Consider the following 25817-nt stretch of genomic DNA (forward strand, 5'->3'; position numbering starts at 1 on the left):
GGCCTCCGGGACCAGCGCCCAGGCCGCCGCGACCAGCTTCAGGCTGCGGACCCGCTCCGCGACGCCGTGGGTGGACGCCGACAGCACCGGCTCGTCGGCGCCGGTGGCCGCGGCCGGCTCGGGGGCGCGGTCCCGGACACCACCGCGCGCAACGCCGCCGGGACCGGCCCGGCCTCCCTCGCTCAGCCGGGGGCGTCCGCGCCGTGCGGCACCCGGCGGGAGCGGTCGGGGTCGAGGTGCTCGACGACGGTCTCCAGCACCTCGCGCAGCAGCTCCGTCTGCTCGGCGGTGAGCGGGTCGAACAGCGCACCCCGGACGGCGTCCACGTGCCCGGGCGCGACGCTGCGGACGAGGTCCCAGCCGGCGTCGGTGAGCACGGCGACGTTCCCGCGGCCGTCCTCGGGCGAGCGCTCGCGGCGGACCCAGCCGCGGTCCTCCAGCCGCGCCACGGTGTGCGAGAGCCGGCTCTGCGACTGGTTGGCCCGCCGCGCGAGGTCGCTCATCCGCCGGCTGCGGCCCGGTGCCTCGGACAGCATCGCGAGCACGACGTAGGCGGCGTGCGAGAGGCCGGCGTCGCGCTGCAGCTGCGCGTCGAGCTCGCGCGGGAGCAGCTCGGCGAGGGTGAGCCAGGCACGCCAGGCCCGCTGCTGCGTGTCGTCGAGCCAGCGCGCGGTCACGGCGGCGACGGTACCGGCGCGTCGTCACCCGGATGATCCTCCCGCCACCGGATCCGGTGGTACGCACTGTGAGCGGCCGACCACCGCATGACGCCTGGCCGGGGGACGGGTGTCACCCGCCCGGACTGTGAGCTGATGCACCGTTGACGGAGAGTCACCGGCCACCGAGGGTGGGCAGCGGCCGACGGACCGGCCGGTTCCTGAACGGCACCACCTGAACGGAGACCTCGTGCCCCACGGCGAGAAGCCCGCACCGACCCCCGCGACCGGGCGGCGCGACGCCTTCGCCCCCCTGCTGGGCAACCCCCTCGCCGCCCTGCTGCGCGAGCACGACCGCGCCGGGGTGGGCACCCACGGTGTCCCGACGGCGGGCGCCCCGGAGCCGGTCACCGTCTACGACGACGGCGTCCCGCGGGTGAACCTGGGCAGCAACAACTACCTCGGCCTGGCCGGTGACTCGCGGGTCGTCGAGGCGGCCGTGGCCGCGGTCCGCCGGTTCGGCACGAGCACCTCGGGCAGCCGGGTCCTCAACGGCACCACCCGGCTGCACCTGCAGCTGGAGGAGGAGCTCGCCGACCACTACGGCGTCGAGGCGGCCGTGCTGACCTCCTCCGGGGTCAACGCCAACGTCGCGCTGCTGTCCACCGCCTGCGGTCCCGACGACGCGCTGCTGGTCGACGCGCACGCGCACGCCAGCGTGCACGCCGGGGCGGCCGCCAGCCGCGGCACCGTGACCCGGTTCCGGCACAACGACCTCGAGTCGCTGACCCGGCGGCTGGACCGGCTCGACCCGCGGGCCGGCGCGGTCGTCGTCGTCGACGGCGTGTACTCGATGACCGGCGCGACCGCGCCGCTGGCCGGCCTCGCCGACCTCTGCGCCGCGTACGGCGCGCGCCTGGTGGTCGACGAGGCGCACGGCCTCGGCGTCCTCGGCGAGCACGGCCGCGGCGCGGCCGAGCACTGCGGCGTCCTGGACCGGGTCGACGCCGTGACGCTGGCCTTCAGCAAGTCGCTGGCCAGCGTGGGCGGGGCGGTGCTGACGTCGAGGGCGGTGGCCGACGGCATCCGCGCCAGCGCCGTGCCCTACGTCTTCAGCGCCGCCAACGAGCCGGCCGGCGTCGGCGCGGCACTGGCCGCGCTGCGCATCCTCCGTGAGGAGCCCGAACGCCGGGACCGGCTGCAGGAGAACGGCGCCCGCCTGCGCGTCGAGCTCTCCGTCGCCGGCACCCCGCCCCTGCCCGGGAGCGGCGCGGTCATCGCGGTCCCGACCGGCAGCGAGGAGGCGACCGCCGCCGCGTGGCGGGCCGCCTACGAGGCGGGGGTCTACTGCAACGCCGTCGCCTATCCCGCCGTCCCGCGCGGCAAGGGGGTGCTGCGGCTGTCGGTGATGGCCACGCACACCGCCGAGCAGCTGCAGGCCGCCGCGGGCTCGGTGGCCGCCGCCGTCCGGTCCACCCGGGACGTCGGGACCGCAGGTCGGGAGCTCGGCGGGGAGCTCGCCGTCGCCTGACCCGGTCCGCCGACCGGTCGCGACGATCACCCCTACCGCTCCGGCCGCGCACCTGCCAGGGTCGTGCCCGAGGCTGCCTCCGTCGAACCAGGCGCGCGGGGCCCCTCCACTGGTCGGAGGCCGGGATGACGCGCCTGCCCGTGCCCTGGCGGCTCGTCCTCGCCGTCGCTGCGGGGTACACCGCCGGGTCGCTCACCTCGTTCCTGCTGTTCGAGGCGTCGAGCACCGGCGCCGTCCTGTTCCTGCCGGCCGGGGTCACCCTCTCCGCGCTGGTGCTCAGCGACCGGCGCCGGTGGCCCTGGGTCCTGGCCACGGCCGCGCTGGTCGAGGTGGTGATCGACCGGGCCATGGGCATCGGCCCGGTCGCCGCGTGGGGGTTCGCCCTGGCCAACACCGCCGAGCCCCTCGTCGGCGCCCTCCTGCTGCGCCGGTTCGCGCCGGTCCCGGACCTGGGCCGCCGCCGCGACCTGACGGCGTTCCTGCTCTGCGGCGTGCTGGCCGGCCCGCTGGTCGGCGGGCTGGTCGGCTCGCTGACGATCCACCTGTCGCAGGGGCCCGCGGTGCTCGACGGCCTCGTCCCGTTCTGGGCCGGCGACGGGCTCGGCGCGCTGACCGTGGGCGGGGCCGTGCTGACCTGGCGGCTGGGCCGGGGCCGGCCGGCCCCGGCCCGGCGGGCGGCGCTGCTGCTCCTGACCGCCGCGGTGACGGCGGCCGTCTTCTGGCCGGTCGGCGTGCCGGTGGCCTGGCTGACCATCCCCTGGCTCACCTGGCTGGCGGTCCGGTACGGGGTCGCCGTCGTCACCGAGGCCGGTCTGGTGGTCGCGGTCACCGCCAACGTCATGACCGTGGTCGGGCGCGGGCCGTGGGCCCCGTTCCACGACACCCCGCAGGTGGAGGCCGCCGTCCTGCAGGCGTTCATCGCCGTCGCGGTCCTCGGCGCCTGGCTGCTGGCCGTGGAGATCGGCGAGCGGGACCGGGCACGGTCGGTGTCCCGCCGCGAGGCCGCCGCCCGCCGCCGGGTGGAGGCGCTGCAGCGGGTGACCGCCGGGCTCGCGACCGCCGCGACGACCGACGCGATCGCCGCGGTGCTGGTCCGCTCCGGTCTCGCGCTGCTCGCCGACTCGGGCACCGTCGGGGTGGTCGACCGGGAGGGCGGACGGCTGCGCGTGTGGACCACGGACGGGGACGGGGAGGCCGGGCTGCCGCTCGCCGACCCGTCCCCGCTGGCCACCGCCGCCCGCCGCGGCGCCGCCGTCCGGACCCGCTCCCCCGCCGGGCTGGCGGTGCCGGCGCGGGTCGCCGGCACGACGTTCGGGGCCCTCGGCTTCCGCTTCGCCGACGACGAGGTCGACGACGACGTCGAGGCGATGGCGCGCACGCTGGCCGAGCTCATGGGCCCCGCCCTGCACCGGGCCCGGCTGTACGAGGAGGAGCGGGACGCCGCCCACCAGCTCCAGCGGGCCTTCCTGCCCGCCGTGCCCGACGAGCTGCCCGGCGCGGTGCTCGCCGGCCGCTACCGCCCCGCCGACCAGCAGCACGACATCGGCGGCGACTGGTACGACGCCTTCCCGCTGCCCTTCGGCCGGGTCGGGTTCGCCGTCGGCGACGTCGTCGGCCACGATCTGCGGGCCGCGGCGGCGATGGGCCGGCTGCACTCGGCGCTGAGCGTCCTGGCCGCCGCGCCGCACGACGGGCCCGCCGCGGTCCTCGAGGCGCTGGACCGGGCGTCGGCGGCCGTCCCCGGCGCGGCGCTCACCACGATCGGCTACGGCGAGTACGACCCGGTCACCTGCCGGCTGCGCTACGCCTGCGCGGGCCACCCGCCCCCGCTGCTGGTGACCGGCCGCCAGGCCCGGTACCTCACCGGCGGGCGGTCGCGGCCGCTGTCGGCCGCCGCCGGGCCGCGCGCGGAGGACGAGGTCGAGGTCCCGCCCGGCTCGACGCTGCTCTGGTACTCCGACGGCCTCGTCGAGCGGCGCGACGCCGACCTCGACGCCGGCCTCGCCCGCCTGGCGTCGGTCGCCGCCGGGCTCGACGGCGTCCACCCCCGGGGCTGGTGCGACGCGGTGATGGCCGAGCTCACCGGCGGCCAGCGGCTGCACGACGACGTCGTGCTGCTCTGTCTGCGGCTGCAGCCGGCCGTGCCCGTGCCGGCACCGGGGACGCCCCGCCCGTCCGCGGTGGTGGAGCCGCAGCCGGCGACGTAGCGTCGCGCCGGCGCGAGGAGGACGCGGTGCCCGGGTGGGCGTGGACGCTGGTCGGGATCGGCGGGGGCCTGCTCCTGTGCTGGCTGGCGCTGGTCGCGGCGCTCTGGGTGGCCCGGCCCGACGAGCTGCGGGCGCGGGAGCTGGTGCGGCTGCTGCCCGACGTGCTGCGGCTGGTCCGCCGGCTGGCCGCCGACCGGTCCCTCCCCCGCGGGGTCCGCGTGCGGCTGTGGCTGCTGCTGGGCTACCTGGCGCTGCCGGTCGACCTCGTGCCCGACGTCGTCCCGGTGATCGGGTACGCCGACGACGCGGTCGCCGTGGCCCTCGTGCTGCGCTCCGTGGTCCGCCGCGCCGGCGCCGACGCGGTGCGCCGGCACTGGCCGGGCACCGACGCCGGCCTGGCCGCGGTGCGCCGGGTGGCGCGGCTGCCCGGCTGAGCCGCGGTCGCGCCGGTTGCCCTCCGGACCGGCCGGCGAGGACGCTGGGCTGCCCGCGGGACCGAGGAGCGGGCATGGTCGGGATCCAGGCACCGGGCAGCGGGTTCGGGACGCTGCGGCACGTGACGGTCGACGGGGCGTCGCTGGCATACCGGGAGGTGGGCACCGGCGAGCCGGTGGTCCTCGTCCACGGCGGCCTCGGTGACCTGCGCACCTGGGCCGCCCAGCTCGGGCCGCTCGGCGCGCGGTGCCGGGTCGTCGCCTACAGCCGCCGCTTCGCCCGCCCCAACGCGCCGCTGCCCGCCGACGCGCCGGACCCGATGCCGGTGCACGTCACGGACCTCGTCGCGCTGCTGCGGGCGCTGGACGCCTCGCCGGCGCACCTGGTCGGCAACTCGTGGGGCGCGTACGTCTGCCTGCTCACCGCGCTGCAGCACCCGGACGTCGTCCGCAGCCTGGTCCTCGAGGAGCCGCCGCTGCTGCCGCTGGTGCTCGGCCCGGGAGCCCGCCCGCGGCCGGCCGACCTGGCGCGCGCCCTGCGCCGCCGGCCCCGCGCGACGCTCGCGGTGCTCGGGTTCGGGCTGCGCACCTCCGCACCCGTGGCCTGGGCGTACCGGCGCGGCGACCCGGAGCGGGCGCTGGAGCTGTTCGCCCGCGGCGTGCTCGGCCGGCGGGCCCTGGCCGCCATGACACCCGAGCGCCGGCAGCAGATGCGGGAGAGCGCGGACACGCTGCAGGCCGAGTTCCGCGCGGGGTTCCTGCCGGTGACCGAGGCGGAGCTGCGCACCGTGCGCGCCCCGGCCCTGCTGCTCACCGGCGAGCGGAGCCCGGCGGTGAACCGGGCACTCGGCGACTGGCTCGCCGACCTGCTGCCCTCCGCCGAGCAGGTGGTCGTGCCGGGCGCCTCCCACCTGGTGCACGAGGACGCCCCCGCGGTCGTGAACGACGCCGTCCTGCGCTTCGTCGGCCGCTGAGCGCCGAGCGCGTCAGGACCGCTCCGCCGCGGCGGCGAGGTCGGCCAGGTCCGCCTCCAGCGCCCGGGTCACCGCGCGCCGGCCCAGGGGGCCGGTGACCGCCCCGAGGACCCGCGTCACCGTGGACGTCGGCCGGGCCCCGAACGTCATCACCAGGTCGCTGCCGCCGTCGCCGGCCGGCGTCACGGCGACCGTCGACAGGTACCGGACGCCCGGCCGCACCGCCTCGGTGGTGTACGACCGCTGCGGCTCCACGGCGGTGACCGTCATCTCCTCGGTGGCCGAGCGCCCCAGCACCGTGCGGGTCTCCCGCCACCGCGTCCCGACGCCGAACTCCCCCGGTGTCAGGACCTCCACCGCGTGGATGCCCCGGACCACCTGCGGCGAGCCCGCGAGGTCGGTGACCACCGCCCACACCCGCTCCGCCGGCGCCGCCACGTGCCGGCGGACCTCCACGTCCCGCATGCCGCCTCGCCCCCTCGCGTTGCTGCCGCCACCCCGGCGGCACCGGCACCCTGCCACCGGGGGACGACGGATCGGCCCGCCGCGCACCCACGCGGACGTGACGCTCGCCGACATCCGTTGTCGGCGAGCGTCACCTTCGCGTACGCGATGAGGACGACCGCAATCGGTGTGTGCCTCCGGTGTGCGGTCGCGAGTGCGGGATCGCGGTTGCACGAGTGCTCGCTCTGCGTCGGGGAGTGTCAGATGGCGGCCAGTTCGGCGATGGGCGTCTGACCCGGCGGCCGCGAACGCGGATGGCCGTCACTGCTGCGCCCCTGCCCACGGGAGGCCGGGGACGCAGCCGGCCGCCGCTGCTGGAGGCGGAGGTTCAGCCCGGCACAGGACCGTCAGGCCTTGCTGCTGCCCGGGTCCTCCGAGACAGTCTGATCGGACCAGGCACCGACTCCTGGCAGGTCAGACGGGGGAGCATGTCGACATTCACGCCTGAACGGGCCACCGCCGTCCGGCCACCGCCGGCGTTTCGCCGAAGCCTGGCCGCCGCGAGGCTGCCTGGCCGGCCGGCGACCGCCGCCCCGGTGACCGAGGACGACTTGGCCGGGCTGCTACCGGTGGTCGCGCGGTACCTGCGGGCGATGGGCGTGGTCGGCCGGCCGCGCAGCTGGTCGCTACGGGCCCACTTCATCGGCCGCTTCCGTCGCGGACCGGATCAGCCGTGGCTGCCGCTGAACGCCTGGCAGTACAACTCCGGCGTTGAGGTGGCCCGGCTGTTCCGGATGCGACTGCTGGTCGCCCGCGTGCTACCGATGTGGGGCTGGGACACCTACCGGGCGGGCGCGGGGCGGATGATGGGCAAGGCGCTGGGCCTGGTGACCGTCGCCGACGGGTCCGGACCGGAGTTCGACATCGGCGAGCTGACCACCTGGCTCAACGACGCGGTGCTCCTCGCCCCGGGCATGCTGCTGCACCCGCGCACCGCCTGGGAGGCCGCCGGCGACCACAGCTTCCGGGTCGCGGTGACCGACGCCGGCCACACGGTCAGCGCGGAGGTGTTCCTCGACGAGGCGGGCCGGCCGCGGGACTTCCGCAGCGAGGACCGTTGGGCCGACCTGCCCGGCGGCCCGGTACGGGCGCCGTGGAGCACTCCCGTGGCCGGCTGGACCGTTGTCGACGGCCGGCCGCAGATGACCGGCGGAGCGGCGGTGTGGCACCTGCCCGACGGGGAGTACCGCTACGCCGAGATGGCCCTGCAGAACCTCGACCTCGACGTGTCGCCGTAGAGGTGACCCGCATGCTGCGTCCGCTTCTCCTCGCCGCCGGCGCGGCGGCGGTCGGCCTGCAGGTCGTGCACGCCCGCCGGCACTGGGGCGCGACCGCCGACGAGGTGGCCGCGGTGCTGCCCGGCGACGAGCTCGTGCCCCCTCCGGCCGAGAACACGACGCTGGCGGTGACCGTCGCCGCCCCTCCCGTGCAGGTGTGGGCCTGGTTGGTGCAGATGGGCCAGAACCGCGGCGGCATGTACAGCTACGACTGGCTGGAGAACCTCATCGGGCTGCACATCCACAGCGCCGAGGAGATCCGCGGGGAGTGGCAGCACCTGGCCGCCGGCGACCGCGTCGTGGTCGTTCCCGAGGGCTACGGCCCGATGCCGGCCGGGTACGCCTTCACCGTCGCGCGGGTCGACCCGCCGCGGGCGCTGGTGTTGCGTCAGGCGCCGCCGGAGCACCCATGGAACGGCGTGTGGTCGTTCCACATCGTTCCGGTCGGCGACGGGCGGTGCCGGCTGCTGGCCCGCTCCCGCACCGAGGTCGCCCCGCAGCCAGGGCTGCGCATCGCCACCCGGATCGGTGAGCCGGTGACGTTGGTCATGACCCGGCGGATGCTGCACGGCATCCGGCAGCGGGCCGAACGGCGGACCGCCACCGCCGGCTGGCGGGTGCGGAGCAGGCCGGAGCAGGCCGGCACGTGACCCGGCTGCAACTGTCGGGCAGGTCGACGTGATGCCCGGTCCGGTGACCGGCCCCGGCCGCTCCCGTGGCGTGGAGGTGCTGCCGTTCCCGTCCAGCCGGCGGGCGGTCACCGCCGCGGTTCGGGCCGGGCGGCGGAGGGGTCGTTCCCGGCGATGTACGCGGTGATGCGCCGCTCGGTGCAGGCCCACCAGCTCACCGGCACCGTGCAGGTGACCGAGGTAGGCATCTTCGCCGGCGCCGGCGCCGGCGCCGGGGCCTTCGCCCTCGCGCCCCCATGCTCGCGTCGGTGCTGGTCGTCGTCGGCGGCCTGAGCAGGCGCCCCCGGGTCGTCGGCGAGCAGATCGCCGTACGCGACGTCCTCGACCTCACGGTGACCGTCGACCACAACTTCGTCGACGGCGCCCCCGCCACCCGGTTCGGCGCCGACCTCCGCCGCCGCCTGGAGAGCCCGGCCACGGAGGTCGGGCTTGAGGCCGGCCCCTGATCAACTCGTGGGGGGGCGCCGCCCCGGCCAGCGTGTGACGCTGACCCGCGGACCGCGCCGGACGACGCCGGAGGTACACCGTGGAAGCACTCCACCCTCCCGGCGCCACCGACGGGCACCCGTCCCAGGAAGCGGCGGCGTTCGCGCCGCCCCACGAGCGGGACGCCGCCCCACCGACCGCAGGAGGCCAGCGCTTGCAGCCACCCACCCTGACCTTCGCCTGTGAGCTGGACGTCACCCGGCTCACGGCCCTGTTCGACGAGCCCGCGGTGCTCGCCGATCTGCAGGCTCTGCGGGCCCGCGTCGTGCTCATGCTGTCCGACTACCACCCCAAGCGGGCCGAGGTCGTGACGCAGTTGAACGACGCCGGGATCCCGGTCGTCGGCGTGCCGCTGCTCCCGGCCGATCAGGGCTACTACTTCACGCCGGACAACGTGCCGCAGGCCCGGGCCAGCTACGCCCGGTTCACCGCCTGGACGAAGGAGCACGGCCTGGCCTGGGATGCCGTCGGCCTCGACATCGAACCCGACGCCTCCTTCTACCAGCAGCTGATGCGCAATCCCTGGGGGGTGATCCCGCTGCTGGCCCCGCGGCTGACCGACCGCTCCCGGCCGGCCCGGGCGGGGGCCGACTACGCCGCCCTGGTCGAGCGCATCCACGCCGACGGCTGGCCGGTGGAGAACTACCAGTTCCCGCCGATCGCCGACGAGCGCCGGGCCGGCTCCACCCTGCTGCAACGCCTCCTCGGCCTGGTCGACGTGCGCACCGACCGCGAGGTGTACATGCAGTACACCTCGTTCATGCGCGGGATCGGGCCTGGGCTGCTGTGGAGCTACGGACCCGAGGCGGCCGCCATCGCAGTCGGCACCACCGGCGGTGGCCCGGACATCCCCGGGCATCCGCAGATGCCCACCCAGAGTTGGGACGAGTTCGCCCGCGATCTGCGTCTGGCCCGGCGCTTCACCGACCAGATCTACGTGCACAGCCTCGAGGGCTGCGTCTGGCAGGGCTTCCTCGCGCGGCTGCGGACCTTCGACTGGACGCCGGCGGACGCACCGCCCGCCTCGGCGCGCCAGGCCGACCTGCTGCGCCGTGCCCTGCGCGCCGCCCTCTGGGCCAGCGCCCACCCGTGGCTGGTGGCCGGCGCCGCCGGCGGCGCGGCGCTGCTCCGCCGTCGTGGTGCTTCGCGGGGCGCAGCCGGCGGGTGACGCCGGACCTGTGCGGAGTTCGGTTCGTGCTGCAGCGGGGTCCGGTCGGGTGAGGATGACCGGCGATGAGCGGGTGGATGCGGCGGCGGCCGGTGACCGCGCACGTGGTGTCGGCGGTGGGGTTGTCCTGGGCGGTGTGGCTGCCGCTGCTCGCCCAGACACAGGGCTGGATCGGCGGCGGTCCGTGGCCGGTGCTGCACCTGCTGGGGAGCCTGGGCCCGGCCGTCGCGGCGGTCGTGGTCACCGCCGCGGTCACCGGCCGCACGGGGCTAGCCGCTCTGGGGCGGCGCCTGGTCGCGTGGCGCGGCCGGGGCCGGGCGTGGGCCTTCGCGGTCGGCGTGCCGCCGGCGCTGCTGCTGGTCTTCGGCAGCGCCGCGGCGTGGGCGACCAGTCAGTCCCCGACGGACTTGAACTGGGCGGCGTTCGGGCGGTCGGAGGAGTTCGCCGCGCTGCCGGTGGGCGTGTTCTGGGTCGCGAACCTGGTGTTCTTCGGCTTCGGTGAGGAGATCGGCTGGCGCGGGTTCCTGCAGCCACAGCTGGAGCGTCGCTACCCGCTGGTGACCGCGGCCAACGTCGTGGCGATCGTGTGGGCGGGCTGGCATCTGCCACTGTTCGGCATCACGCCCAGCTACCGGGCGATGCCCGCGGTCGGGTTCGTCGGGTTCGCCGCGAGCATCTGGGTGGCGTCGTGGATCTTCGCGTGGCTGTCCGGGATTGGCCGCGGCAGCCTGCTCGTCGTCGCGGTGTTCCACTCCTGGTTCGACATCGCGACCACGTCCCCGCTGGGTCCCGACGTGCTGCCGACCGCGATGGGAGCGGGGGTGACGCTGATCGGGCTGCTCCTGTTGCGTCGCCTGCTCCGTGCCCAGGAGGCGGATACGCCGCGCCCCGCGGCACCAGGGACACCGGATGGGCCGACGTCCGACACTGCCGGCCGGTCCGCCGTGTGACCGTGCCGCGCCGCCCCCTACGGAAGCGGCTACGGGCGGAGTGCCGTGCCGGACGCCGTAGGAGGTCATCTCGTCGACGGCCATGAGGAGGCTCCCTGAGCTCGTCCGACGGTCCGGAACACGTCACGGGCGGTGTGGCGCGTCGGTGGGCACGGACGGGATGACGCCGCCTGTGGCTCAGTACCGGAGCAGCGCCGAAGGCGCGGTCGGGGAGCCGTCAAAGGTGAGCAGCTGATCACTGGGTCGCTGCCCGACGATGCAGGCGTGCAGCCGCTGCCGCAGCAGCGCGGCGCCCAGCCGGTGTGGGACCGCCACGGTGTGCCCACCGGGGACGGCGAGCTCTGAGGCGTCGGCGGCGAGGTCGCGGACCTTCACGCGGGCCTGGGGCCGCTCGTCGGTGAGGCCGAGCTGGTGAAGTGCCCGGATGCCGGCTGCACGGTGGCCCGGGTGTACGCGTCCTCCAACGCCCAGGCGGTGGCGGGGGTGGCGTCGCGGGCGCCTCGACGATGGCGTGGCGGGGCGCGGTCGGGCTCGAGACGTCGGGTGGTCAGGCGGGCCCGCAGGGTCGACCGCGGGCGGGGGGCAGCCGGCTGCGCACGCCAGTGGTCGGTCGCGGTGGTCAGCGGCAGCCACGGGTCGCAGTGGGCGCGCAGGAGTCCGGTGAGGTCGTCGGCCGGGTCCTCGCCAAGCACCGACCAGAGCCGGTGGTCGGCGCCCGCCGCAATCCCGTGCTCGCGCGCCGCAATCGTGACGCTCGCCGACATCCGTGGACGGCGGGTCGCGGCGTGGCGCATCATTGGCAGTCGAGGGTCCGGAGTGCCAGCCTCCGCCGGCGTCGGCCCGTCCCACCCCCGCTCGACCAGGAGTGCCACGCCGTGCCCACGTACCAGTACGTCTGCACCAACCCCGAGGGCAAGCACCAGTTCGAGGTGGTGCAGTCCTTCACCGACGCGGCCGTGGCCGAGTGCCCGACCTGCGGCGCCCCCGTGCGCAAGGTCTACGGCTCCGTCGGCGTGGTCTTCAAGGGCTCGGGCTTCTACCGCACCGACAGCCGGTCCGGCTCGTCCGCCGGCGACTCGTCGAAGAGCACCAGCCCGTCGTCCTCGGACTCGTCGTCCTCCTCGACGTCGTCGTCCGGCAGCGGCTCGTCGTCGTCGTCGTCCTCGTCCTCGTCCTCGGGCGGCGGGAGCAAGGCCGCCGCGAGCTGAGCCCGGGCCGTCCACAGCCGGACGGCCGCTCCACAGCTCCCCCGCCCCGGCCCCGCCGGGGCCGCCGGGCGGCGAACCTGGGCCGGTGGTCCGCCTCCGCCGTCCCCGCTCCCCCGCCCTCCTGCTGCGCCGGTGCCTGGCGGCGGCGCTCGCCGTCGGCGCGCTGCTGCTCGCCCTGCGCCCGCCGCCGGCCCCGGTCGCGGCCCCGGCCGCCGGCACGCCGGTGGTCACCGCCGCCGGCGACCTGCCGGCCGGGACGGTCCTGGGCGCCGACCTGCTCGCCACCGCGGAGCTGCCGGCCGGCACGGTCCCGGCGGGCGTCGTGGCCGACCCGGCGGAGCTGGCCGGCCGGGTGCTCGCCGCGCCGCTGCGCGCCGGCGAGCCGGTCACCGACGTCCGGCTGCTCGGCCCGGGCCTGACGGCGCTGCTGCCGGCGGGCCAGGTGGCCGCGCCCGTCCGGCTCGCCGACCTGGCCGTCGCGGGGCTGGCCGCCGCCGGGGACCGCGTCGACGTGCTGGCCACCGCCCCGGGCGCGGTGCGGGCCGAGGCGGTGGCCCGCGGCGCGCTGGTCCTGGCCGCACCCCGGTCCGGCGGGGACGACGGCGGGCTGCTCGTGCTCGCCGTCGACGAGGCCACGGCCGCCACTCTCGCCGCTGCGGCCACCACCGCCACGCTGACGTTGAGCCTGCCGCGGTCGCCGTGAGGGGATGGCCGCGTGCTCAAGGGCTTCAAGGACTTCCTGCTGCGCGGCAACGTCGTCGAACTGGCCGTCGCGGTGGTCATCGGCACCGCGTTCACCGCGGTCGTCACCGCGTTCACCGACTCGTTCCTCACCCCGCTGATCGCGCTGGTCACCGGTGGCGGCGGCGTCGGCGGCGAGTTCACCGTCGACGGCGAGACGTTCACCTACGGCGCGTTCGTCAGCCAGGTGGTCACGTTCGTGCTGACCGCGGCGGTCGTCTACTTCGTCGTCGTGGTGCCGATGAAGCGCATCACCGAGCCGCGGCGGCGCGGCGTCGAGGCCGGGCCCGCGGAGCCGACCGAGGTGGAGCTGCTCGCCCAGATCCGCGACCTGCTCCGGAACGGCCCCGTCCAGGGCACCGCCCCGAGCGAGCGAGGGGTGGGGAGGACGGGGTCCTTCGACTAGTCGGAGCCCCAGTGCGGCGGCCGGTCCTCCAGGTACCGGCGGTCCGGGTCGCGGTCGTCGGGGCGCTCGCCCCAGCCGAGGTCGCGGTCGTCGGGTGCCCGCTCGGCCGGGGCCGCCGGCGCCGGCGGGGGCGCCTCGGCCACCGGCACCCCGAGCCCGTCGAGGACCTCCGCCGAGGGCAGCCCGGCCAGCACCGGCCCCGGGACGGCGAGCTTCGCGCCACGGGTCCCCGAGCCGACGACGACGAGCCCCGCGGCGGCCACCGCGGCGTCGACCAGCACCGGCCACGACGCGGGCAGCCCGATCGGGGTGATCCCGCCGTAGGCCATCCCGCTCTCGGCGACGGCGACGTCCTGCGGCGCGAACGACGCCTTGCGCGCGCCCAGGTGCCGCCGGACCAGGCCGTTGACGTCGGCGCGGGTGGTCGCGAGGACGACGCAGGCCACCAGCGTCGTCTGCCCCGCCCGGCGCGCGGCCACGACGACGCAGTTGGCCGAGGCCTCCGGCGGCACCCCGTACGCCTCGGTGAAGGCGGCGGTGTCGGCGAGCGCGTCGTCGACGGGGGCGACCCACGCGGGCCCGGGCAGGCCGGGAAGCGCGGCCGCGACCGGGCCGGCGAGCAGGTCGGGGCGCGAGGCGGCGGGCACCCAGGTCAGCGAGCCGAGGGCGGGGGGCTGGTCGGTCGGGTCGGGCACGTCCCGATCCTGCCCCCTGGCCGGATCCCTGCGACGGACGGCCTGATCACGGGCGGTGGGGACGGCGCCGACCGGCCAGGATGGGGCCCATGATCGGTCAGTTGCACTCCGTCGTGATCGACGCACCCGACGCGCACGCGCTCGCCACCTTCTACGCCGAGCTGCTGGGGCTGGAGGTGAGCAAGGGCGGCCCGGGCGACGACTGGGTCGTGATCAGCGGCCGCGGGCACCGGCTGGCGTTCCAGCAGGCGCCGGACCTGGTCCCGCCGGACTGGCCGGACCCGCAGCGCCCGCAGCAGTTCCACCTCGACGTCTACGTGACCGACGTCGACGAGGCGGAGCCGAAGGTGCTCGCCCTGGGCGCGCGGGAGCTGCCCGGCGGCGGGGGCGACTTCCGCGTCTACGCCGACCCGGTGGGTCACCCGTTCTGCCTGGTGTGGGACGCCGCGTGAGCGCCGAGGTGCCCGACGTCGACCGCAGCGCCGCCAGCGCGTTCGTCGCGGCCACCGGGTTCGACGTCGCCGAGGTCAGCGGCACCCGGGTCACCGGCACCGTCGAGCTGGGGCCGGACCACCACACCCCGTGGGGCGTCGTGCACGGCGGCGTCTACTGCGCGGTGATCGAGTCGGCGGCGTCGATCGGCGCCAGCACCGCCGTCGCCGACCGCGGCCAGTTCGCCGTCGGGGTGAACAACAGCACCGACTTCCTGCGGCCGGTCACCGCCGGCCGGCTCGACGTCGTCGCCGAGCCCGTGCAGCAGGGCCGCACCCTGCAGCTGTGGCTGGTGCAGCTCACCCGCGCCGAGGACGGCAAGCTCGTCGCCCGCGGCCAGGTGCGCCTGCAGAACGTGCCGTTCCCGGGGGCGTGAACGACCGGGCCGGGCGCGCGGCGGCCGCCGCCACCGCGGTGGCCGCCGCGCACGGCCTCCGGTCGGCCGGGACGCGGGTGCTGCACGACGGCGTCAACGTCGTCGTGCACCTGGCCCCGGCGCCGGTCGTGGCGCGGGTGGCGACGCTGACGCCGCTGCTGCGCCCCGACCCGGCCCGCCCGTCCGGCCGGGAGGTCGCGCTGGCCGGCGCCCTGGCCGCGGCCGGCGCCGCCGTCGTCCCGCCGAGCGACCTGCTGCCGCCCGGGCCGCACGTGCACGACGGGCTGACCCTCACCTTCTGGACCCGCGTGGAGGTGCTGCCGCGGACGCCGACCCCGGCCGAGGTGGCCACCGCGCTCGCCGGCCTGCACGAGGTGCTCGCCGGCCTGCCGGTGACCGGGCGCCCGCTGGACACCCCGCTCGACGACCTCGCGGTCTTCAGCGAGCGGGCGGGCGCCTGGGGCGTCGAGCCCGCCGTCCGCGCGCGGACGGCGGAGCAGGTGGAGGTCCTCCGTCCCCGGCTGAGCGGGCGCGTGCAGGTGCTGCACGGCGACGCGCACCCCGGCAACCTGCTGGCCACCCCCGACGGCTGGCGGTGGGCCGACCTCGAGGACACCTGCGCCGGGCCGCCGAAGTGGGACCTCGCCTGTCTGCGGCTCACCTCCCGGCTGGACGGGCGGGCCGCACTCGACGCGGCCGGCGGCCCGTCCGACGCCGAGCTCGCGCCGTGGCTGGAGCTGCGCCGGCTGCACGCGCGGGCGTGGACGAGCGTCGTCCGCGCGGGTCACACGAGCGGCAGCGCGGGCTCCCGGTAGGTGGTGCCGGCCAGCGACGGCGGCAGCACGTCGGGGTCGAGCACCACGGAGAACAGCGCGCGCGGGTCCTGCAGCGTCGCGGGCGGGCGGGCAGCCGCGCGCGGGACCACGTGGTCCCAGCGGGCCGGGCGGCGGTGCGGCAGCAGCTCGCGCCCCTCGAACAGGTAGTCGCCGAGCACCTCGCCGACCAGCAGGCCGGCGCCGTGCTCGATCGGCAGCGCCACCGGGTCGCCGGGGCGGATCTCGTCGAGGAAGGTCGACAGCTGGCGCAGGTCCTTGCTCGGCCGGCGCCCGGAGATCTCCTTGGCCAGTGCGCGCAGCTCGGCCGGCGACAGGCCCGTGGCGTCGACGTCGATCCCCGACTGGGTGCCCAGCCCCACGACGCCCGCGGCCAGGCACGCGCCCAGCTCGTTGTGCGCCCGCGGCCGCACGACCCACACCCGGGTGCCCTCGGGCTCGGCCGCCGGCGGGACGTCGTCGGGACCGGGCCAGACGTAGGGCAGGTCGTCGGGCTCGTCGCCGAACAGCGGGGCGAACCGCGGCCGGTAGAAGTCCGGCTCCTTGGCGAGCAGGTTCGACCGGTGGGACAGGTGCAGCGCCTCGTCGCCGACCCAGGAGGGCAGCATCCCGGCGCGGGCGAGCTCGTCCTGCGTGGCGCCCTCGACGTCGGGGGCGAACTCGGCGATCAGCGTGTGCGTGCTGTCGGCGAACCCGCGCTCGCGCCAGACCCGCACCATCGCCAGGCCGTAGACGACCAGCGCCGCCGTCCGCCCGCGCCACATGTGCACGACCGGGTGCGAGGACCAGCCGTAGTCGGGCAGCTCCAGGGCGCGCAGCACCTGCAGCGTCTCGACCCGCTGCTTGCCCAGGCGCGGTGAGTCCAGCAGCCGCGCGCTCTCCTCGAAGTCGGCCACCGGCAGGAAGGTCTGCATCGCGGCGGTTCCTGCCCGGTCGGGCGCGCGGTCAACCGCCGAGCGCCTCCAGCGCCGCCTCCCAGCGGGCGCGGCGGGCGTCGCCGTCCTGCTCCCACCAGGCGGGACCGCGCTCTCCCAGCCCGGTCTTGGCCAGCTGCACCCGGTCCCGGGCGGCCCGGACGGCGGCCGGGTCCGGGGCCGTGCGCACCGCCGCGCGCGCCGCACCCAGGTGGGACAGCAGCCGGGCGCGGACGTCGTCGGGCAGGGACGGGTCCGCCTTCCGCCACCGTCGCCCGTCGACGACGACCCAGCGGCCGTCGTCGGTGTGCTCGACCTCGCGGCGGGTCACGCGCCGCAGCGGCGGGCGAGCTCCGGCAGCACCTCGCCGAGCGGCGCGTCCACCTTCACGTCGACCTTGGCGTCGCCGCGCGTGGGGCCGAGGTTGACCACCGCCACCGGGATGCCCAGCTCGGCGGCGCGCAGCACGAACCGGTAGCCGCTCATGACGGTCAGCGAGGAGCCGAGGACGAGCAGGCCGGCGGACTCCTCGAGCATCCGGAAGCAGGTGTCCACCCGGTCGCGGGGGACGGTCTCGCCGAAGAACACGACGTCGGGCTTGAGCGGCCCGTCGCCGCACGCGGTGCACCCGACCATCACGAAACCGTCGAGCACCTCGTCGGGCAGCTCGGCGTCGCCGTCGGGGTTGACCTCGTCCGCGCGCGGGCCGAAGGCCGGGTTGGCGGCCCGCAGCCGGCGGTGCAGCTCGTCCCGCCGGGCGACGTCCCCGCAGGCCAGGCACACCGTCCGGTCCAGTCCGCCGTGCAGCTCGACGACGTCCCGGGCGCCGGCGGCCTGGTGCAGCCCGTCGACGTTCTGCGTGACGACGCCGGCGAGCAGGCCGGCGCGCTGCAGCCGGGCGACGGCGGAGTGCCCGGCGTTGGGGCGGGCGGCGGCCATCTGCGGCCAGCCGACGTAGCTGCGCGCCCAGTAGCGGTGCCGCCCGCGCGGGTCGCGGCGGAAGGTCTGCCAGGTCATCGGCGTGTGCCGGCGCAGGGAGCCGGTGGCGCCGCGGTAGTCGGGGATGCCGGAGTCGGTGGACAGGCCGGCGCCGGAGAGGACGAGGACGTCTCCGTCGGCGACTAGGCCGGCCAGCTCGTCGAGGCCGTCCGCGGTCTGGACGGCGGGGAGGGCGGCGGTCACCGGCCCATCGTCCTCCGTGGCCGCACGCCGCGCCGCCGTCGTCAGGTGAGCCGGCCCTCCAGTCGGCCGAGCAGGTCGTCGTACACCCGGCGCAGGCCCCTGGGGGCGAAGGTCCGCTCGAAGAAGCCGCCGATGCCGCCCGCGCCGGTCCAGGTGGTGCGCACCCGCACGGTGCTGCTGCCGGAGTCCGCCGGGGTGACCGTCCACGTGGTGACCATCGAGGAGCGGGTGTCGCGCTCGACGAGGGTGCCGTCGGGCTCGGTGACCTCGACGTCCTGCTCGCGCACCCGCTTCGACGTCGCGGCGAACCGCCAGTGCACCCGCGTGCCGGAGCCCTGGCCGCCGGCCTCGACGCGGTAGTCGCTGAACTGCTCGGGCAGCACCTCGCGCCGGGTGCCGGTGTAGTCGGCGAGGGCCGCCCGGACCCGCTCGGCGGGGGCGTTGACGACGCGTTCGGCGGTGGCCACGACCTGTCCCATGCCCGCCATCCTGCCCGCGTTCGCACCGGCCGCGCCGCGGGGGCTCAGTCGGCGGAGTCCTCGGCGTCCAGGTAGGAGCAGCGGAACCGGGCGCCGGCCATCGCCTCGGTGAAGCGGGCCTCCCAGGCGGGGTCGTCGGCCGGGAAGGCGGCGAACACGCGGTCCTCGAGCACGACCGGCACCCCGTCGGGGCCCGGGTACGAGCGGCGCAGCAGCACCCGCGTCCGCCCGTCGACCTCGTCGTGCGCCGGTGCCCACCGGGCCCGCGGCGGGGCGGCCCGCCGTCCCGCCGTCCAGACGCCGAGGCCGGAGAGCAGCAGGGCGACGAGCACCAGCAGCAGCACCATCTCGACCACTGCGAGCAACACGCACAGACGGTAGACACCGGGGACGCTCCGCGGGCCCCTCCCGGGCGTCCCGGTAGCCTCGGTTCCGCACACCCCGGTCGGCGCCGCGCCGACGAGCCCCCGTAGCTCAGGGGATAGAGCATCGGTTTCCTAAACCGTGTGTCGCAGGTTCGAATCCTGCCGGGGGCACCCGTCCCGGGACGTCCGGCGTACCGGTCGCGGCCGGACGCCCTCTACCGTTCCAGACCATGGTGGACGACGCGGAGTCGGTGGGACCTGCAGCGCCGTCGGACGCGCTCCTCGTGCCGCTGTCCTGGGACGGGCCGCGGGGCCGCTGCGAGCAGCGGGAGGGCGTCCTCCAGGAGACGGCCCTGCTGTACGCGCGGCTGACCGCCGGGGACCCGGCCGGCCAGTGGGTGGTCTACCGCTACCTGGAGGCCTGGCGGGAGCACCTCCGGCTCTCCCTGCTCGGGGTCCTCGAGGACCTCCCGGCCCTCACGGGAGAGCCGCTGACCCTCGACGGGGACGACGTCTTCGCGCACTGGAGCGTGGTGCAGGAGGTGCTGGTCGGGCTGTGGCCCGACGCGGCCGAGGACACGGCGGTGACGTCCCGCGCACTGATCCGGCTGCAGACCGCGTTCGGCTCCGACCGCGTCGACGTCGCCGCGGTCCACCGCGAGATGCTCACGGCGGCGGCCTTCTTCGACGGACTGGAGGCCCGGGCGCAGGCCCACCTGGAGTTCCTGCAGGACCGGCTCGACCACCTGAGCTGACCCGCCGCGGCGTCCGCACCCGCAGGTCCGCCGGTCGGGGTGGGCCCGACGGTGCGCCGCGGGTACAGGGGACGCATGGCACTCCGCAACGCCGCGGTCGCGGCCGCCGGCCAGTGGACCGACCCCGACGACGGCATCCGCTACCCCAGCGGCGAGGTGCATGCCTGGGAGCGCGGGCGCAACGAGACGGTCTGCGGCCTGTCGCTGTCCCGCTCGCGGCTGGCCCGCTTCCCGCACGTGAGCTGGTCCGACGTGCAGCCCGAGTCCGGCCGGCACGCCGAGGAGGTGCAGGCCGTCTGCCGCCGCTGCCGCGCCGCGCTCGGCGCCCGCCGGGACGACCGCGGGTGGACGCGCACGAACCCCCGCCCATGACGCCCGGTTCGCGGTGCACCCGTGTCACCACGCCTCCGCGCCGGACGACCCGGGGGGCCCGAGCCTGCTCCGCCCGCTCCCCGTCGCGGGCGCCGTCCTGGCGCCGGGGGCCGGCACCGGTCGAGGAACTCCTCCGGCGGACACTGGTTCGAGAAGGAAACCTTCTCGGCTGCGAGGCGTTACCGTCTCAGGTGCACGTCGTGTCCCCGGCAACGGCGCCGGGCATAGCGGAGGTGGGAACGCAACGATGGAGACCACGGTGGTCGACGTCCCCGAGCGGGGACGGTTCGAGGTGCGGGTCGGCGAGCGCGTCGTCGGACTGGCCAGCTACCACGTCGAGAACGGCACGATGGCACTGCCGCACACCGAGGTGGACCCCAGCATGGGGGGTCGCGGACTCGGCAAGGTCCTGGTGGCCGGTGTCCTCGACGCAGCCCGCGAGCGCGGACTGCACGTCCTGCCCTACTGCTCCTTCGTGCGCCACTACATCCAGCAGCATCCCGAGACGCTGGACCTCGTCGCCGACGAGGACAAGCCCCACTTCGGTCTGGCCACCGCCGACCGCTGACCCGGCGCTGACCTGCGGCCCCGCGCCGGGCGACCTAACCTGGCGCGGGTGCCGACCGCCCTGCTCTGGTTCCGTCGCGACCTGCGGCTGCGCGACCACCCGGCGCTGGTCGCCGCGGTCGGGGCGGCCGGCCGGGACGGCACCGTGGTGCCCGTCTTCGTCGTGGACCCGCGGCTGTGGGAGCCGTCGGGCCGGCCGCGGCGGGAGTTCCTGCGCGGCTGCCTGGCCGACCTGCGCGAGCAGACCGGCGGGGCGCTGGTCGTCCGCTCCGGGGACCCGGCGCGCGTGGTGCCCGACCTCGTGCGCGAGACGGGCGCGGCGAGCGTGCACGTGTCCTCCGACGCCGGGGTGTACGGGCGGGCGCGGGACGCGGCGGTCGAGCGGGCGCTGGGTGAGGTCCCGTTCGTCCGCACCGGCTCGCCCTACGGCGTCACGCCCGGCCGGCTGACCAAGGACGACGGCACGCCGTACCGGGTCTACTCGCCCTTCGCCCGGGCCTGGCGGGCGCGCGGGCTGCACTCCCCCGCCCCGTACCCGGACGACGTCGCGTGGGCCGACGGCGTCCGCTCCGAGGACCTGCCACCGGCGCAGGACCTCGGCGGCACCGTGCTGCCCCCGGCCGGCGAGCGCGCCGGGCTGGACGCGTGGGCGCTGTTCCGCGACCAGCGGCTGCTCGGCTACGCCACCGGCCGCAACACCCCGGGCTCCGACGGCACCAGCCGGCTGTCGGCGCACCTGAAGTACGGCACCGTGCACCCGCGGACGCTGCTCGCCGAGGCGCAGGCGCTCGCCGACGACCACGCCGAGGCGGTGGAGAAGTTCACCGGCGAGCTCATCTGGCGGGACTTCTACGCCGACGTGCTCTGGCACCGCCCCGAGACCGCGCGGGAGCCGTTCGACCCGCGGATGGCGCGCATGCGGTACGACACCGGCCCGGAGGCCGACGAGCACTTCGCCGCCTGGGCCGAGGGCCGCACCGGCTACCCGATCGTCGACGCCGGGATGCGTCAGCTGCACGGCGAGGCCTACGTGCACAACCGGGTGCGGATGGTCGTGGCGTCCTTCCTCTGCAAGGACCTGCACGTCGACTGGCGGCGCGGCGCCCGCTACTTCCTCGACCACCTCGTCGACGGCGACCTCGCCAGCAACCACCACGGCTGGCAGTGGGTGGCCGGCACCGGCACCGACCCCTCGCCGTACCACCGCGTGTTCAACCCGACCCGGCAGGGCGAGCAGTTCGACCCCGACGGCGTCTACGTGCGGCGCTGGGTGCCCGAGCTGCGCGACGTCCCCGACCGGTACGTGCACGAGCCGTGGACCCTGCCCGGCGGACCGCCCGAGGGCTATCCCCTGCCGATCGTCGACCACGCGGAGGAGCGCCAGGTGGCGCTGGCCCGCTACCAGGCGGTGCGCGATGCCTGAGGGCCACACCCTGTACCGGCTGGCGAAGGAGCAGTCGGAGCTGTTCGCGGGCCGGCCGGTGCACGTCACCAGCCCGCAGGGCCGCTTCGCCGCCGGCGCCGCGCTGCTCGACGGCCGGGTGCTCGAGGAGGTCACCAGCTACGGCAAGCACCTGTTCGCCGACTTCGGCGGCGACGTGCTGCACGTCCACCTGGGCCTCTACGGCACCTACACGACCGGCGTCGGCGACCCGCCTCCCCCGCGCGGCGCGCTGCGGATGCGCTGGGTGGCCGACGGGCCGAAGGGCGAGGGCGTGTGGACCGACCTGCGCGGGGCGACGGCGTGCGACGTCCTCACCCGGCCCGAGGTCGACGTGATCCTCGACCGGCTCGGCCCCGACCCGCTGCGCACCCGCCGGGGCGGCCCGCTGTCGTACGCGAGGGTCGGCCGCAGCCGGACGGCGGTCGGCGCGCTGCTCATGGACCAGGCGGTGCTGGCCGGCGTCGGCAACGTCTACCGCGCCGAGATCCTCTTCCGGCACCGGATCTCGCCGTTCCGCCCGGGCCGCGACGTCGGCGAGCAGGAGTGGCAGGCGCTGTGGGACGACCTGGTGGTGCTCATGCGCGCCGGTGTCCGGATGGGCCGGATCGTGACGACGCAGCCGGCCGACCGCTCGCGCCGCTCGGGTGCGGTGCGCCGGGAGGACGCGCACTACGTCTACCGGCGCACCGGCCTGCCCTGCCGGATCTGCGGCACCGAGGTGCGCACCGAGGAGATGGCCGGCCGCAACCTCTACTGGTGCCCCGTCTGCCAGGCCGTCTGACGGCCCCTCTGCAGGGGCCCACCGCGAGCGTGCGAGCGGTGGGGGGCGGAGGGGTCCTTCGTCTAGAGGGCGCCCTTGGCGGGGTCGCCGGTGGGGTGGGCGGTGAGCACCTGGACGGCGGGGCGCTCGGTGAGCTTGCCCTCGAGCCTCGCCGACAGCGCGGTCAGCGGCTCGGCCTTGCCGTGGGTGGCCAGCGCCTCGGGGCTCTCCCACTGCTCGACCATGACGAACACCCCGCGGCCCTCGTGCAGCGCGTACCGCTCGCAGCCGGGCTCCTCGTGCACCTGCGGCACCGTCTCGAGCACGGCCTGACGGACCTCGTCCACGTGCTCGGGCTTCGGGCTGATGGTGGCGACGACGACGACGGACACGGGCGGTCCCCTCTGCGGTGGGCGGTTGTCGGCCGGGGCGGTGATCTGGCGCACGACGCCCCGGCCGGGCCAGGATGCCAGTCGTGGCCGACGACGGATCCCCCGCCCCGGACGGCGAGCGGCCGCTGCGGGTCGCCGTCGTCGGCGCGGGCCCGGCGGGCATCTACGCCGCCGAGACGCTGACCCGCCGCGCACCGGTCCCGGTGACCGTCGACCTGCTCGACCGGCTGCCCACCCCGTTCGGCCTGGTCCGGCACGGCATCGCCCCCGACCACCCGAAGATGCGGGCGATCCGCGACACGCTGCACCGGGCGCTGGACCACCCCGGCGTGCGGTTCGTCGGCAACGTCGAGGTGGGCACCGACGTCTCGCTCGAGGACCTGCGCGCGCACGTCGACGCCGTCGTCTACACCTACGGGGCGGCGCTGGACCGGGCGCTGGCGATCGAGGGCGAGGACCTGACCGGCAGCCTCGCCGCCACCGACCTGGTCGCCTGGTACTGCGGCCACCCCGACGCCGACCGCGCGACGGTCGAGGCGGCGCTGCAGGGCGTGCGGCGGGCGGTCGTCGTCGGGGTCGGCAACGTGGCCCTCGACGTGGCCCGCGTGCTCTCCCGCGCCCCGCAGGAGCTCGAGTCCACCGACATGCCCCAGCACGTGCTCGACACCCTCGCCGCGACGCCGGTCGAGGAGGTCACCGTGCTCGGCCGCCGCGGCCCGGCCCAGGCGTCCTTCACCACGATGGAGCTGCGCGAGCTCGACGGCCTGGAGCGGGCCACCGTGCTCGTCGACCCCGCCGACCTCGACCTCGACCCGGCCGCCGAGGAGCGCCTGGCCGGCGACCGCAACGCCAGCCGCAACCTCGCCGTCCTGCGGGAGTGGGCCGGCCACCGGCCCGAGCCCGGCCGCGGCCGGCTGTGGCTGCGCTTCTACCGCCGGCCGGTGCGCATCCTCGGCACCGGCCGGGTCACCGGGATCGAGGTGGAGCGCACCGCCGTCGACGGCGACGGGCGGGCCGTGGGCACCGGCGAGACCGAGGTGCTGCCCACCGACCTCGTCGTCCGCTCGGTCGGCTACCGCGGGCAGGGCCTGCCCGGCCTGCCGGTCGACCCGCGCACCGGCACCGTGCCCAACGAGGAGGGCCGGGTGCTGCGCGACGGCGCCCGCTCCCCCGGCGAGTACGTGGCGGGGTGGATCAAGCGCGGGCCCACCGGCGTCGTCGGCACCAACAAGCACGACGCCCGGGAGACGGTGGCGTCGCTGCTGGCCGACGCCGAGGCCGGGGTGATCGGCGCGCACGGCGACCGCGACGACCTGGTGCGCACGCTGCGCGCCCGCGGCGCCGAGCCGGTGCTGCTGGAGGACTGGCGGGCCATCGACGCCGCCGAGGTCGCCCTCGGCGCCACCCGCGGCCGCGCCCGGACCACGCTGCACGAGCGCGAGTCCCTGCTGGCCGCCGTGCGGGCCGCCGCGGACCGATGAGTTCCGGCTCACCGTCCGGTCGATCCCGCATGCACCCCAGCAACGTCCTCGCCGTCCTGCCCGTCGACGACTTCCTCGCCGCCGAGTCCTGGTACCGCCGGCTCTTCGACCGCGAGCCCGACCGCCGGCCCATGAGCTCGTGCGCGGAGTGGCAGCTCACCGACGGCGGCGCCGTGCAGGTCATCGCGCTGCCCGACGCGCCGCGCGGCGTCACCGTGGTCCTCGGTGTGGACGACGCCGACGCCCGAGCCGCCGAGCTGACCGCCCGGGGCATCGAGCCCCGGCTGTTCACCACCCCCGACGGGCAGTTCCGCCTGGCATCGTGCGCCGACCCGGCCGGCAACACCGTGGTGCTGGGGCAGACCCTCTAGCCGAGGACCGCGGCGGCCAGCTCCCGGGCGCCCTGCCCGGAGGCCGCCGCCACGAACCGGATCAGCGTCTCGGTGTCCGGCCGCAGGGAGAGCGGGTCGCCGTCCGGGGTCAGCGCGACCCCGCCGGCGGCCGCGAGCACGGCCAGCCCGCCGGCGACGTCGTGCACGTGCGTGCCGCTGCGGTCCAGGTCGTGCCAGGCGCCGGCCGACCCGTCGGCGACCAGGCACAGGTCGACGGCGGTGCAGCCGGTCACCCGCACGCGGTGCGCCGTCCCGGGCACCCGCACGGTCCGGCCCGACGGCGCGACGACGGTGCTGCCCTCCCGCACCCGCGCCGGCACGCCGTCCCGCTGCGCGCCGGTGTCGACGGTCCCGGCCCAGCGGCGCCCCGACGACAGGTCGACGACGAGCCCGGCGACAGCCCGCCCGCGGTGCACCAGCGCCGCCGAGAACGCCCACGGCGGCAGGCCGGCGCGGAAGTTGCCGGTGCCGTCGAGCGGGTCGAGCACGATCCACGGGTCGTCGTCGGACACGGCCGGGTCCGGCCGCTCCTCCGACAGCACGGGCACGCCGAGCGGGGCCAGCGTCCCGGCCGCGGCGGCGTGCGCGGCCTCGTCGGCGGCCATCGACCAGCTGCCGTCGTCCTTGCGGCGGTCGAGGCCGGTGTCGCGGGCCAGCGCCACGGCCACCTCGACCCGCGTCGCGGCCAGCGCGGCCAGGTGCGCGAACCGCGCGGTCAGCGGCGCGTCGTCCGGCGGGGCCGCCACCTCGACCACCCGGCCGGTGCCCGCGTCGCGGACCTGCGAGCAGCCCCAGGCCGCGGCGACGGCGAGCAGCGCCGAGCGGCCGGTGACGTGCGTGGAGCGGTGCACGACGACGGCCTCGGTCGTGCCCTCGTCGGTCCAGCGGCGGCGCAGGTGCGCGGCGGCGTCGTCGCCGACCAGCAGCCGCGCGCCGGGGTCGAGCAGCTCGGGCGCCAGGGCCGCCGGGCCGACGCCCAGCAGCCGGGCCGCGGCGCGCAGGTCCTCCCCCGACGCCGCCACGCGCATCGTGTCCGCCACGGTCCCCCCGCCGTCAGTGCTCCCCCGGCACGGTAGGCCACCGGCGC

General features: G+C 76.8%; 35 protein-coding genes and 1 tRNA gene. 24 read left to right on the plus strand and 12 right to left on the minus strand.

Translation table 11 applies throughout. The features are described 5' to 3' along the window. Window positions 1–182: 182 nt before the first annotated feature. Complete coding sequence (locus ACI79Z_RS03030; protein WP_387987948.1) at window positions 183–677, minus strand: MarR family winged helix-turn-helix transcriptional regulator; 495 nt, start codon at window positions 675–677, stop codon at window positions 183–185. A 229-nt stretch (window positions 678–906) separates the two neighbouring features. Here ACI79Z_RS03030 and ACI79Z_RS03035 point away from each other — a divergent pair, with 229 nt between their 5' ends. The 4 genes from ACI79Z_RS03035 to ACI79Z_RS03050 all read left to right on the plus strand — a co-directional run bounded on the left by ACI79Z_RS03035 (window position 907) and on the right by ACI79Z_RS03050 (window position 5802). Further along, a complete protein-coding gene (locus tag ACI79Z_RS03035) occupies window positions 907–2187 on the plus strand; it encodes an aminotransferase class I/II-fold pyridoxal phosphate-dependent enzyme (protein WP_456901658.1) in 1281 nt (426 codons plus the stop codon). Between the two features lie 125 nt (window positions 2188–2312). After that, entirely contained in the window at window positions 2313–4394 is a 2082-nt protein-coding gene (locus ACI79Z_RS03040) for a SpoIIE family protein phosphatase (RefSeq protein ID WP_387987950.1), read from the plus strand. A 26-nt stretch (window positions 4395–4420) separates the two neighbouring features. After that, complete coding sequence (locus ACI79Z_RS03045; protein WP_456901659.1) at window positions 4421–4828, plus strand: DUF1232 domain-containing protein; 408 nt, start codon at window positions 4421–4423, stop codon at window positions 4826–4828. Between the two features lie 74 nt (window positions 4829–4902). Then, a complete protein-coding gene (locus tag ACI79Z_RS03050) occupies window positions 4903–5802 on the plus strand; it encodes an alpha/beta fold hydrolase (protein WP_456901660.1) in 900 nt (299 codons plus the stop codon). A gap of 12 nt (window positions 5803–5814) precedes the next feature. On the opposite strand, the gene ACI79Z_RS03055 is transcribed toward ACI79Z_RS03050, so the two are convergent. Beyond that, on the minus strand, window positions 5815–6267 hold the full coding sequence (locus ACI79Z_RS03055; protein WP_387987953.1) for an SRPBCC family protein: 453 nt from the start codon (window positions 6265–6267) through the stop codon (window positions 5815–5817). A 575-nt stretch (window positions 6268–6842) separates the two neighbouring features. Here ACI79Z_RS03055 and ACI79Z_RS03060 point away from each other — a divergent pair. The 6 genes from ACI79Z_RS03060 to ACI79Z_RS03085 all read left to right on the plus strand — a co-directional run bounded on the left by ACI79Z_RS03060 (window position 6843) and on the right by ACI79Z_RS03085 (window position 10876). Then, the gene (locus ACI79Z_RS03060; RefSeq protein WP_387987954.1) at window positions 6843–7544 is read left to right on the plus strand and encodes a DUF6544 family protein; all 702 of its coding nucleotides are present in this window, start codon (window positions 6843–6845) and stop codon (window positions 7542–7544) included. An 11-nt stretch (window positions 7545–7555) separates the two neighbouring features. Beyond that, window positions 7556–8233, plus strand: coding sequence for an SRPBCC family protein (locus ACI79Z_RS03065; RefSeq protein ID WP_387987955.1), 678 nt, complete (start codon window positions 7556–7558; stop codon window positions 8231–8233). Between the two features lie 153 nt (window positions 8234–8386). Next, window positions 8387–8545: a hypothetical protein gene (locus tag ACI79Z_RS03070; RefSeq protein ID WP_456901661.1), complete on the plus strand. Its 159-nt coding sequence runs from the start codon at window positions 8387–8389 to the stop codon at window positions 8543–8545. Beyond that, window positions 8521–8718, plus strand: a complete 198-nt coding sequence (locus ACI79Z_RS03075) for a 2-oxo acid dehydrogenase subunit E2 (RefSeq protein ID WP_387987957.1) — start codon at window positions 8521–8523, stop codon at window positions 8716–8718. The genes ACI79Z_RS03070 and ACI79Z_RS03075 overlap by 25 nt, the downstream gene beginning before the upstream one ends. Window positions 8719–8912: 194 nt before the next feature. Continuing rightward, complete coding sequence (locus ACI79Z_RS03080; protein ID WP_456901662.1) at window positions 8913–9926, plus strand: hypothetical protein; 1014 nt, start codon at window positions 8913–8915, stop codon at window positions 9924–9926. Between the two features lie 65 nt (window positions 9927–9991). Further along, window positions 9992–10876 (plus strand): CPBP family intramembrane glutamic endopeptidase, encoded by an 885-nt coding sequence (locus ACI79Z_RS03085; protein ID WP_456901663.1) that lies wholly within the window; start codon window positions 9992–9994, stop codon window positions 10874–10876. Between the two features lie 177 nt (window positions 10877–11053). Here the strand turns inward: ACI79Z_RS03085 and ACI79Z_RS03090 are convergent, their stop codons facing one another. Together ACI79Z_RS03090 and ACI79Z_RS03095 are read right to left on the minus strand one after the other, a co-directional pair. Then, window positions 11054–11251 (minus strand): hypothetical protein, encoded by a 198-nt coding sequence (locus ACI79Z_RS03090; RefSeq protein WP_387987960.1) that lies wholly within the window; start codon window positions 11249–11251, stop codon window positions 11054–11056. Then, window positions 11248–11640 carry a hypothetical protein gene (locus ACI79Z_RS03095; RefSeq protein WP_387987961.1) on the minus strand — a complete coding sequence of 131 codons (393 nt, stop codon included), beginning with the start codon at window positions 11638–11640 and terminating at the stop codon, window positions 11248–11250. The genes ACI79Z_RS03090 and ACI79Z_RS03095 overlap by 4 nt, the downstream gene beginning before the upstream one ends. 111 nt (window positions 11641–11751) lie before the next feature. On the opposite strand from ACI79Z_RS03095, the gene ACI79Z_RS03100 reads away from it, so the two are divergent. From ACI79Z_RS03100 to mscL, 3 genes are all read left to right on the plus strand, one after another. Beyond that, window positions 11752–12084, plus strand: coding sequence for an FmdB family zinc ribbon protein (locus ACI79Z_RS03100; protein ID WP_456901664.1), 333 nt, complete (start codon window positions 11752–11754; stop codon window positions 12082–12084). A gap of 85 nt (window positions 12085–12169) precedes the next feature. Then, entirely contained in the window at window positions 12170–12787 is a 618-nt protein-coding gene (gene cpaB, locus ACI79Z_RS03105; RefSeq protein ID WP_456901665.1) for a Flp pilus assembly protein CpaB, read from the plus strand. A 12-nt stretch (window positions 12788–12799) separates the two neighbouring features. Beyond that, window positions 12800–13231, plus strand: coding sequence for a large conductance mechanosensitive channel protein MscL (gene mscL / locus ACI79Z_RS03110; RefSeq protein ID WP_456901666.1), 432 nt, complete (start codon window positions 12800–12802; stop codon window positions 13229–13231). Here mscL and ACI79Z_RS03115 read toward each other — a convergent pair. Continuing rightward, window positions 13228–13926 carry a YbaK/EbsC family protein gene (locus tag ACI79Z_RS03115; RefSeq protein WP_387987965.1) on the minus strand — a complete coding sequence of 233 codons (699 nt, stop codon included), beginning with the start codon at window positions 13924–13926 and terminating at the stop codon, window positions 13228–13230. The two genes, mscL and ACI79Z_RS03115, sit on opposite strands and share 4 nt — an antisense overlap. Before the next feature lie 89 nt (window positions 13927–14015). Between ACI79Z_RS03115 and ACI79Z_RS03120 the strand changes: the two genes are divergently transcribed. The 3 genes from ACI79Z_RS03120 to ACI79Z_RS03130 are packed head-to-tail and all read left to right on the plus strand — an operon-like array spanning window position 14016 to window position 15609. Further along, window positions 14016–14378, plus strand: coding sequence for a VOC family protein (locus tag ACI79Z_RS03120; protein WP_456901667.1), 363 nt, complete (start codon window positions 14016–14018; stop codon window positions 14376–14378). Beyond that, window positions 14375–14794, plus strand: a complete 420-nt coding sequence (locus tag ACI79Z_RS03125) for a PaaI family thioesterase (RefSeq protein WP_387987967.1) — start codon at window positions 14375–14377, stop codon at window positions 14792–14794. The genes ACI79Z_RS03120 and ACI79Z_RS03125 overlap by 4 nt, the downstream gene beginning before the upstream one ends. Next, window positions 14791–15609: a phosphotransferase gene (locus ACI79Z_RS03130; RefSeq protein WP_456901668.1), complete on the plus strand. Its 819-nt coding sequence runs from the start codon at window positions 14791–14793 to the stop codon at window positions 15607–15609. Before ACI79Z_RS03125 ends, ACI79Z_RS03130 begins: the two co-directional genes overlap by 4 nt. Here ACI79Z_RS03130 and ACI79Z_RS03135 read toward each other — a convergent pair. From ACI79Z_RS03135 to ACI79Z_RS03155, 5 genes are read right to left on the minus strand one after another with little or no spacing between them, the layout of a single operon-like run. Next, window positions 15579–16541 carry an MSMEG_6728 family protein gene (locus ACI79Z_RS03135; protein WP_456901669.1) on the minus strand — a complete coding sequence of 321 codons (963 nt, stop codon included), beginning with the start codon at window positions 16539–16541 and terminating at the stop codon, window positions 15579–15581. The two genes, ACI79Z_RS03130 and ACI79Z_RS03135, sit on opposite strands and share 31 nt — an antisense overlap. A gap of 31 nt (window positions 16542–16572) precedes the next feature. Next, entirely contained in the window at window positions 16573–16872 is a 300-nt protein-coding gene (locus tag ACI79Z_RS03140; protein WP_387987970.1) for a biopolymer transporter Tol, read from the minus strand. After that, window positions 16869–17723 carry an NAD-dependent protein deacetylase gene (locus tag ACI79Z_RS03145; protein ID WP_456901670.1) on the minus strand — a complete coding sequence of 285 codons (855 nt, stop codon included), beginning with the start codon at window positions 17721–17723 and terminating at the stop codon, window positions 16869–16871. The genes ACI79Z_RS03140 and ACI79Z_RS03145 overlap by 4 nt, the downstream gene beginning before the upstream one ends. Before the next feature lie 41 nt (window positions 17724–17764). Continuing rightward, window positions 17765–18202: an SRPBCC family protein gene (locus ACI79Z_RS03150; RefSeq protein ID WP_387987972.1), complete on the minus strand. Its 438-nt coding sequence runs from the start codon at window positions 18200–18202 to the stop codon at window positions 17765–17767. A 44-nt stretch (window positions 18203–18246) separates the two neighbouring features. Further along, on the minus strand, window positions 18247–18570 hold the full coding sequence (locus tag ACI79Z_RS03155) for a hypothetical protein (RefSeq protein WP_456901671.1): 324 nt from the start codon (window positions 18568–18570) through the stop codon (window positions 18247–18249). Between the two features lie 95 nt (window positions 18571–18665). Here ACI79Z_RS03155 and ACI79Z_RS03160 point away from each other — a divergent pair. From ACI79Z_RS03160 to ACI79Z_RS03185, 6 genes are all read left to right on the plus strand, one after another. Beyond that, window positions 18666–18738, plus strand: a tRNA-Arg gene (locus ACI79Z_RS03160). Window positions 18739–18797: 59 nt separating this feature from the next. Beyond that, entirely contained in the window at window positions 18798–19322 is a 525-nt protein-coding gene (locus ACI79Z_RS03165; RefSeq protein WP_387987974.1) for a hypothetical protein, read from the plus strand. 75 nt (window positions 19323–19397) lie between these two features. Beyond that, window positions 19398–19694 carry a hypothetical protein gene (locus tag ACI79Z_RS03170; RefSeq protein WP_387987975.1) on the plus strand — a complete coding sequence of 99 codons (297 nt, stop codon included), beginning with the start codon at window positions 19398–19400 and terminating at the stop codon, window positions 19692–19694. A 247-nt stretch (window positions 19695–19941) separates the two neighbouring features. Further along, window positions 19942–20262 carry a GNAT family N-acetyltransferase gene (locus tag ACI79Z_RS03175; protein ID WP_387987976.1) on the plus strand — a complete coding sequence of 107 codons (321 nt, stop codon included), beginning with the start codon at window positions 19942–19944 and terminating at the stop codon, window positions 20260–20262. 48 nt (window positions 20263–20310) lie between these two features. Then, window positions 20311–21684, plus strand: coding sequence for a cryptochrome/photolyase family protein (locus ACI79Z_RS03180; protein WP_387987977.1), 1374 nt, complete (start codon window positions 20311–20313; stop codon window positions 21682–21684). Further along, entirely contained in the window at window positions 21677–22486 is an 810-nt protein-coding gene (locus ACI79Z_RS03185) for an Fpg/Nei family DNA glycosylase (RefSeq protein ID WP_456901672.1), read from the plus strand. The genes ACI79Z_RS03180 and ACI79Z_RS03185 overlap by 8 nt, the downstream gene beginning before the upstream one ends. 62 nt (window positions 22487–22548) lie before the next feature. Here ACI79Z_RS03185 and ACI79Z_RS03190 read toward each other — a convergent pair whose 3' ends face one another. Next, window positions 22549–22857: a putative quinol monooxygenase gene (locus ACI79Z_RS03190; protein WP_387987979.1), complete on the minus strand. Its 309-nt coding sequence runs from the start codon at window positions 22855–22857 to the stop codon at window positions 22549–22551. Between the two features lie 74 nt (window positions 22858–22931). On the opposite strand from ACI79Z_RS03190, the gene ACI79Z_RS03195 reads away from it, so the two are divergent. After that, window positions 22932–24338: an FAD-dependent oxidoreductase gene (locus tag ACI79Z_RS03195; protein WP_456901673.1), complete on the plus strand. Its 1407-nt coding sequence runs from the start codon at window positions 22932–22934 to the stop codon at window positions 24336–24338. Between the two features lie 29 nt (window positions 24339–24367). Continuing rightward, on the plus strand, window positions 24368–24709 hold the full coding sequence (locus tag ACI79Z_RS03200) for a VOC family protein (RefSeq protein WP_456901674.1): 342 nt from the start codon (window positions 24368–24370) through the stop codon (window positions 24707–24709). On the opposite strand, the gene ACI79Z_RS03205 is transcribed toward ACI79Z_RS03200, so the two are convergent. Beyond that, the gene (locus tag ACI79Z_RS03205) at window positions 24706–25770 is read right to left on the minus strand and encodes an inositol monophosphatase family protein (protein ID WP_456901675.1); all 1065 of its coding nucleotides are present in this window, start codon (window positions 25768–25770) and stop codon (window positions 24706–24708) included. The genes ACI79Z_RS03200 and ACI79Z_RS03205 overlap by 4 nt on opposite strands. Between the last annotated feature and the right edge of the window lie 47 nt (window positions 25771–25817).

Source organism: Geodermatophilus sp. SYSU D00663 (assembly GCF_054050655.1).

What these genes read in the sequence shown, in the direction of transcription:
- ACI79Z_RS03095 (WP_387987961.1), bottom strand. Translation starts at nt 11,640, where the DNA reads ATGTCGGCGAGCGTCACGATTGCGGCGCGCGAGCACGGGATTGCGGCG.
- ACI79Z_RS03165 (WP_387987974.1), top strand. Translation starts at nt 18,798, where the DNA reads ATGGTGGACGACGCGGAGTCGGTGGGACCTGCAGCGCCGTCGGACGCG.
- ACI79Z_RS03150 (WP_387987972.1), bottom strand. Translation starts at nt 18,202, where the DNA reads ATGGGACAGGTCGTGGCCACCGCCGAACGCGTCGTCAACGCCCCCGCC.
- ACI79Z_RS03065 (WP_387987955.1), top strand. Translation starts at nt 7,556, where the DNA reads ATGCTGCGTCCGCTTCTCCTCGCCGCCGGCGCGGCGGCGGTCGGCCTG.
- ACI79Z_RS03050 (WP_456901660.1), top strand. Translation starts at nt 4,903, where the DNA reads ATGGTCGGGATCCAGGCACCGGGCAGCGGGTTCGGGACGCTGCGGCAC.
- ACI79Z_RS03120 (WP_456901667.1), top strand. Translation starts at nt 14,016, where the DNA reads ATGATCGGTCAGTTGCACTCCGTCGTGATCGACGCACCCGACGCGCAC.
- ACI79Z_RS03085 (WP_456901663.1), top strand. Translation starts at nt 9,992, where the DNA reads ATGAGCGGGTGGATGCGGCGGCGGCCGGTGACCGCGCACGTGGTGTCG.
- ACI79Z_RS03040 (WP_387987950.1), top strand. Translation starts at nt 2,313, where the DNA reads ATGACGCGCCTGCCCGTGCCCTGGCGGCTCGTCCTCGCCGTCGCTGCG.
- ACI79Z_RS03170 (WP_387987975.1), top strand. Translation starts at nt 19,398, where the DNA reads ATGGCACTCCGCAACGCCGCGGTCGCGGCCGCCGGCCAGTGGACCGAC.
- ACI79Z_RS03200 (WP_456901674.1), top strand. Translation starts at nt 24,368, where the DNA reads ATGCACCCCAGCAACGTCCTCGCCGTCCTGCCCGTCGACGACTTCCTC.
- ACI79Z_RS03070 (WP_456901661.1), top strand. Translation starts at nt 8,387, where the DNA reads ATGTACGCGGTGATGCGCCGCTCGGTGCAGGCCCACCAGCTCACCGGC.
- ACI79Z_RS03135 (WP_456901669.1), bottom strand. Translation starts at nt 16,541, where the DNA reads ATGCAGACCTTCCTGCCGGTGGCCGACTTCGAGGAGAGCGCGCGGCTG.
- ACI79Z_RS03055 (WP_387987953.1), bottom strand. Translation starts at nt 6,267, where the DNA reads ATGCGGGACGTGGAGGTCCGCCGGCACGTGGCGGCGCCGGCGGAGCGG.
- ACI79Z_RS03195 (WP_456901673.1), top strand. Translation starts at nt 22,932, where the DNA reads ATGCCAGTCGTGGCCGACGACGGATCCCCCGCCCCGGACGGCGAGCGG.
- ACI79Z_RS03175 (WP_387987976.1), top strand. Translation starts at nt 19,942, where the DNA reads ATGGAGACCACGGTGGTCGACGTCCCCGAGCGGGGACGGTTCGAGGTG.
- ACI79Z_RS03185 (WP_456901672.1), top strand. Translation starts at nt 21,677, where the DNA reads ATGCCTGAGGGCCACACCCTGTACCGGCTGGCGAAGGAGCAGTCGGAG.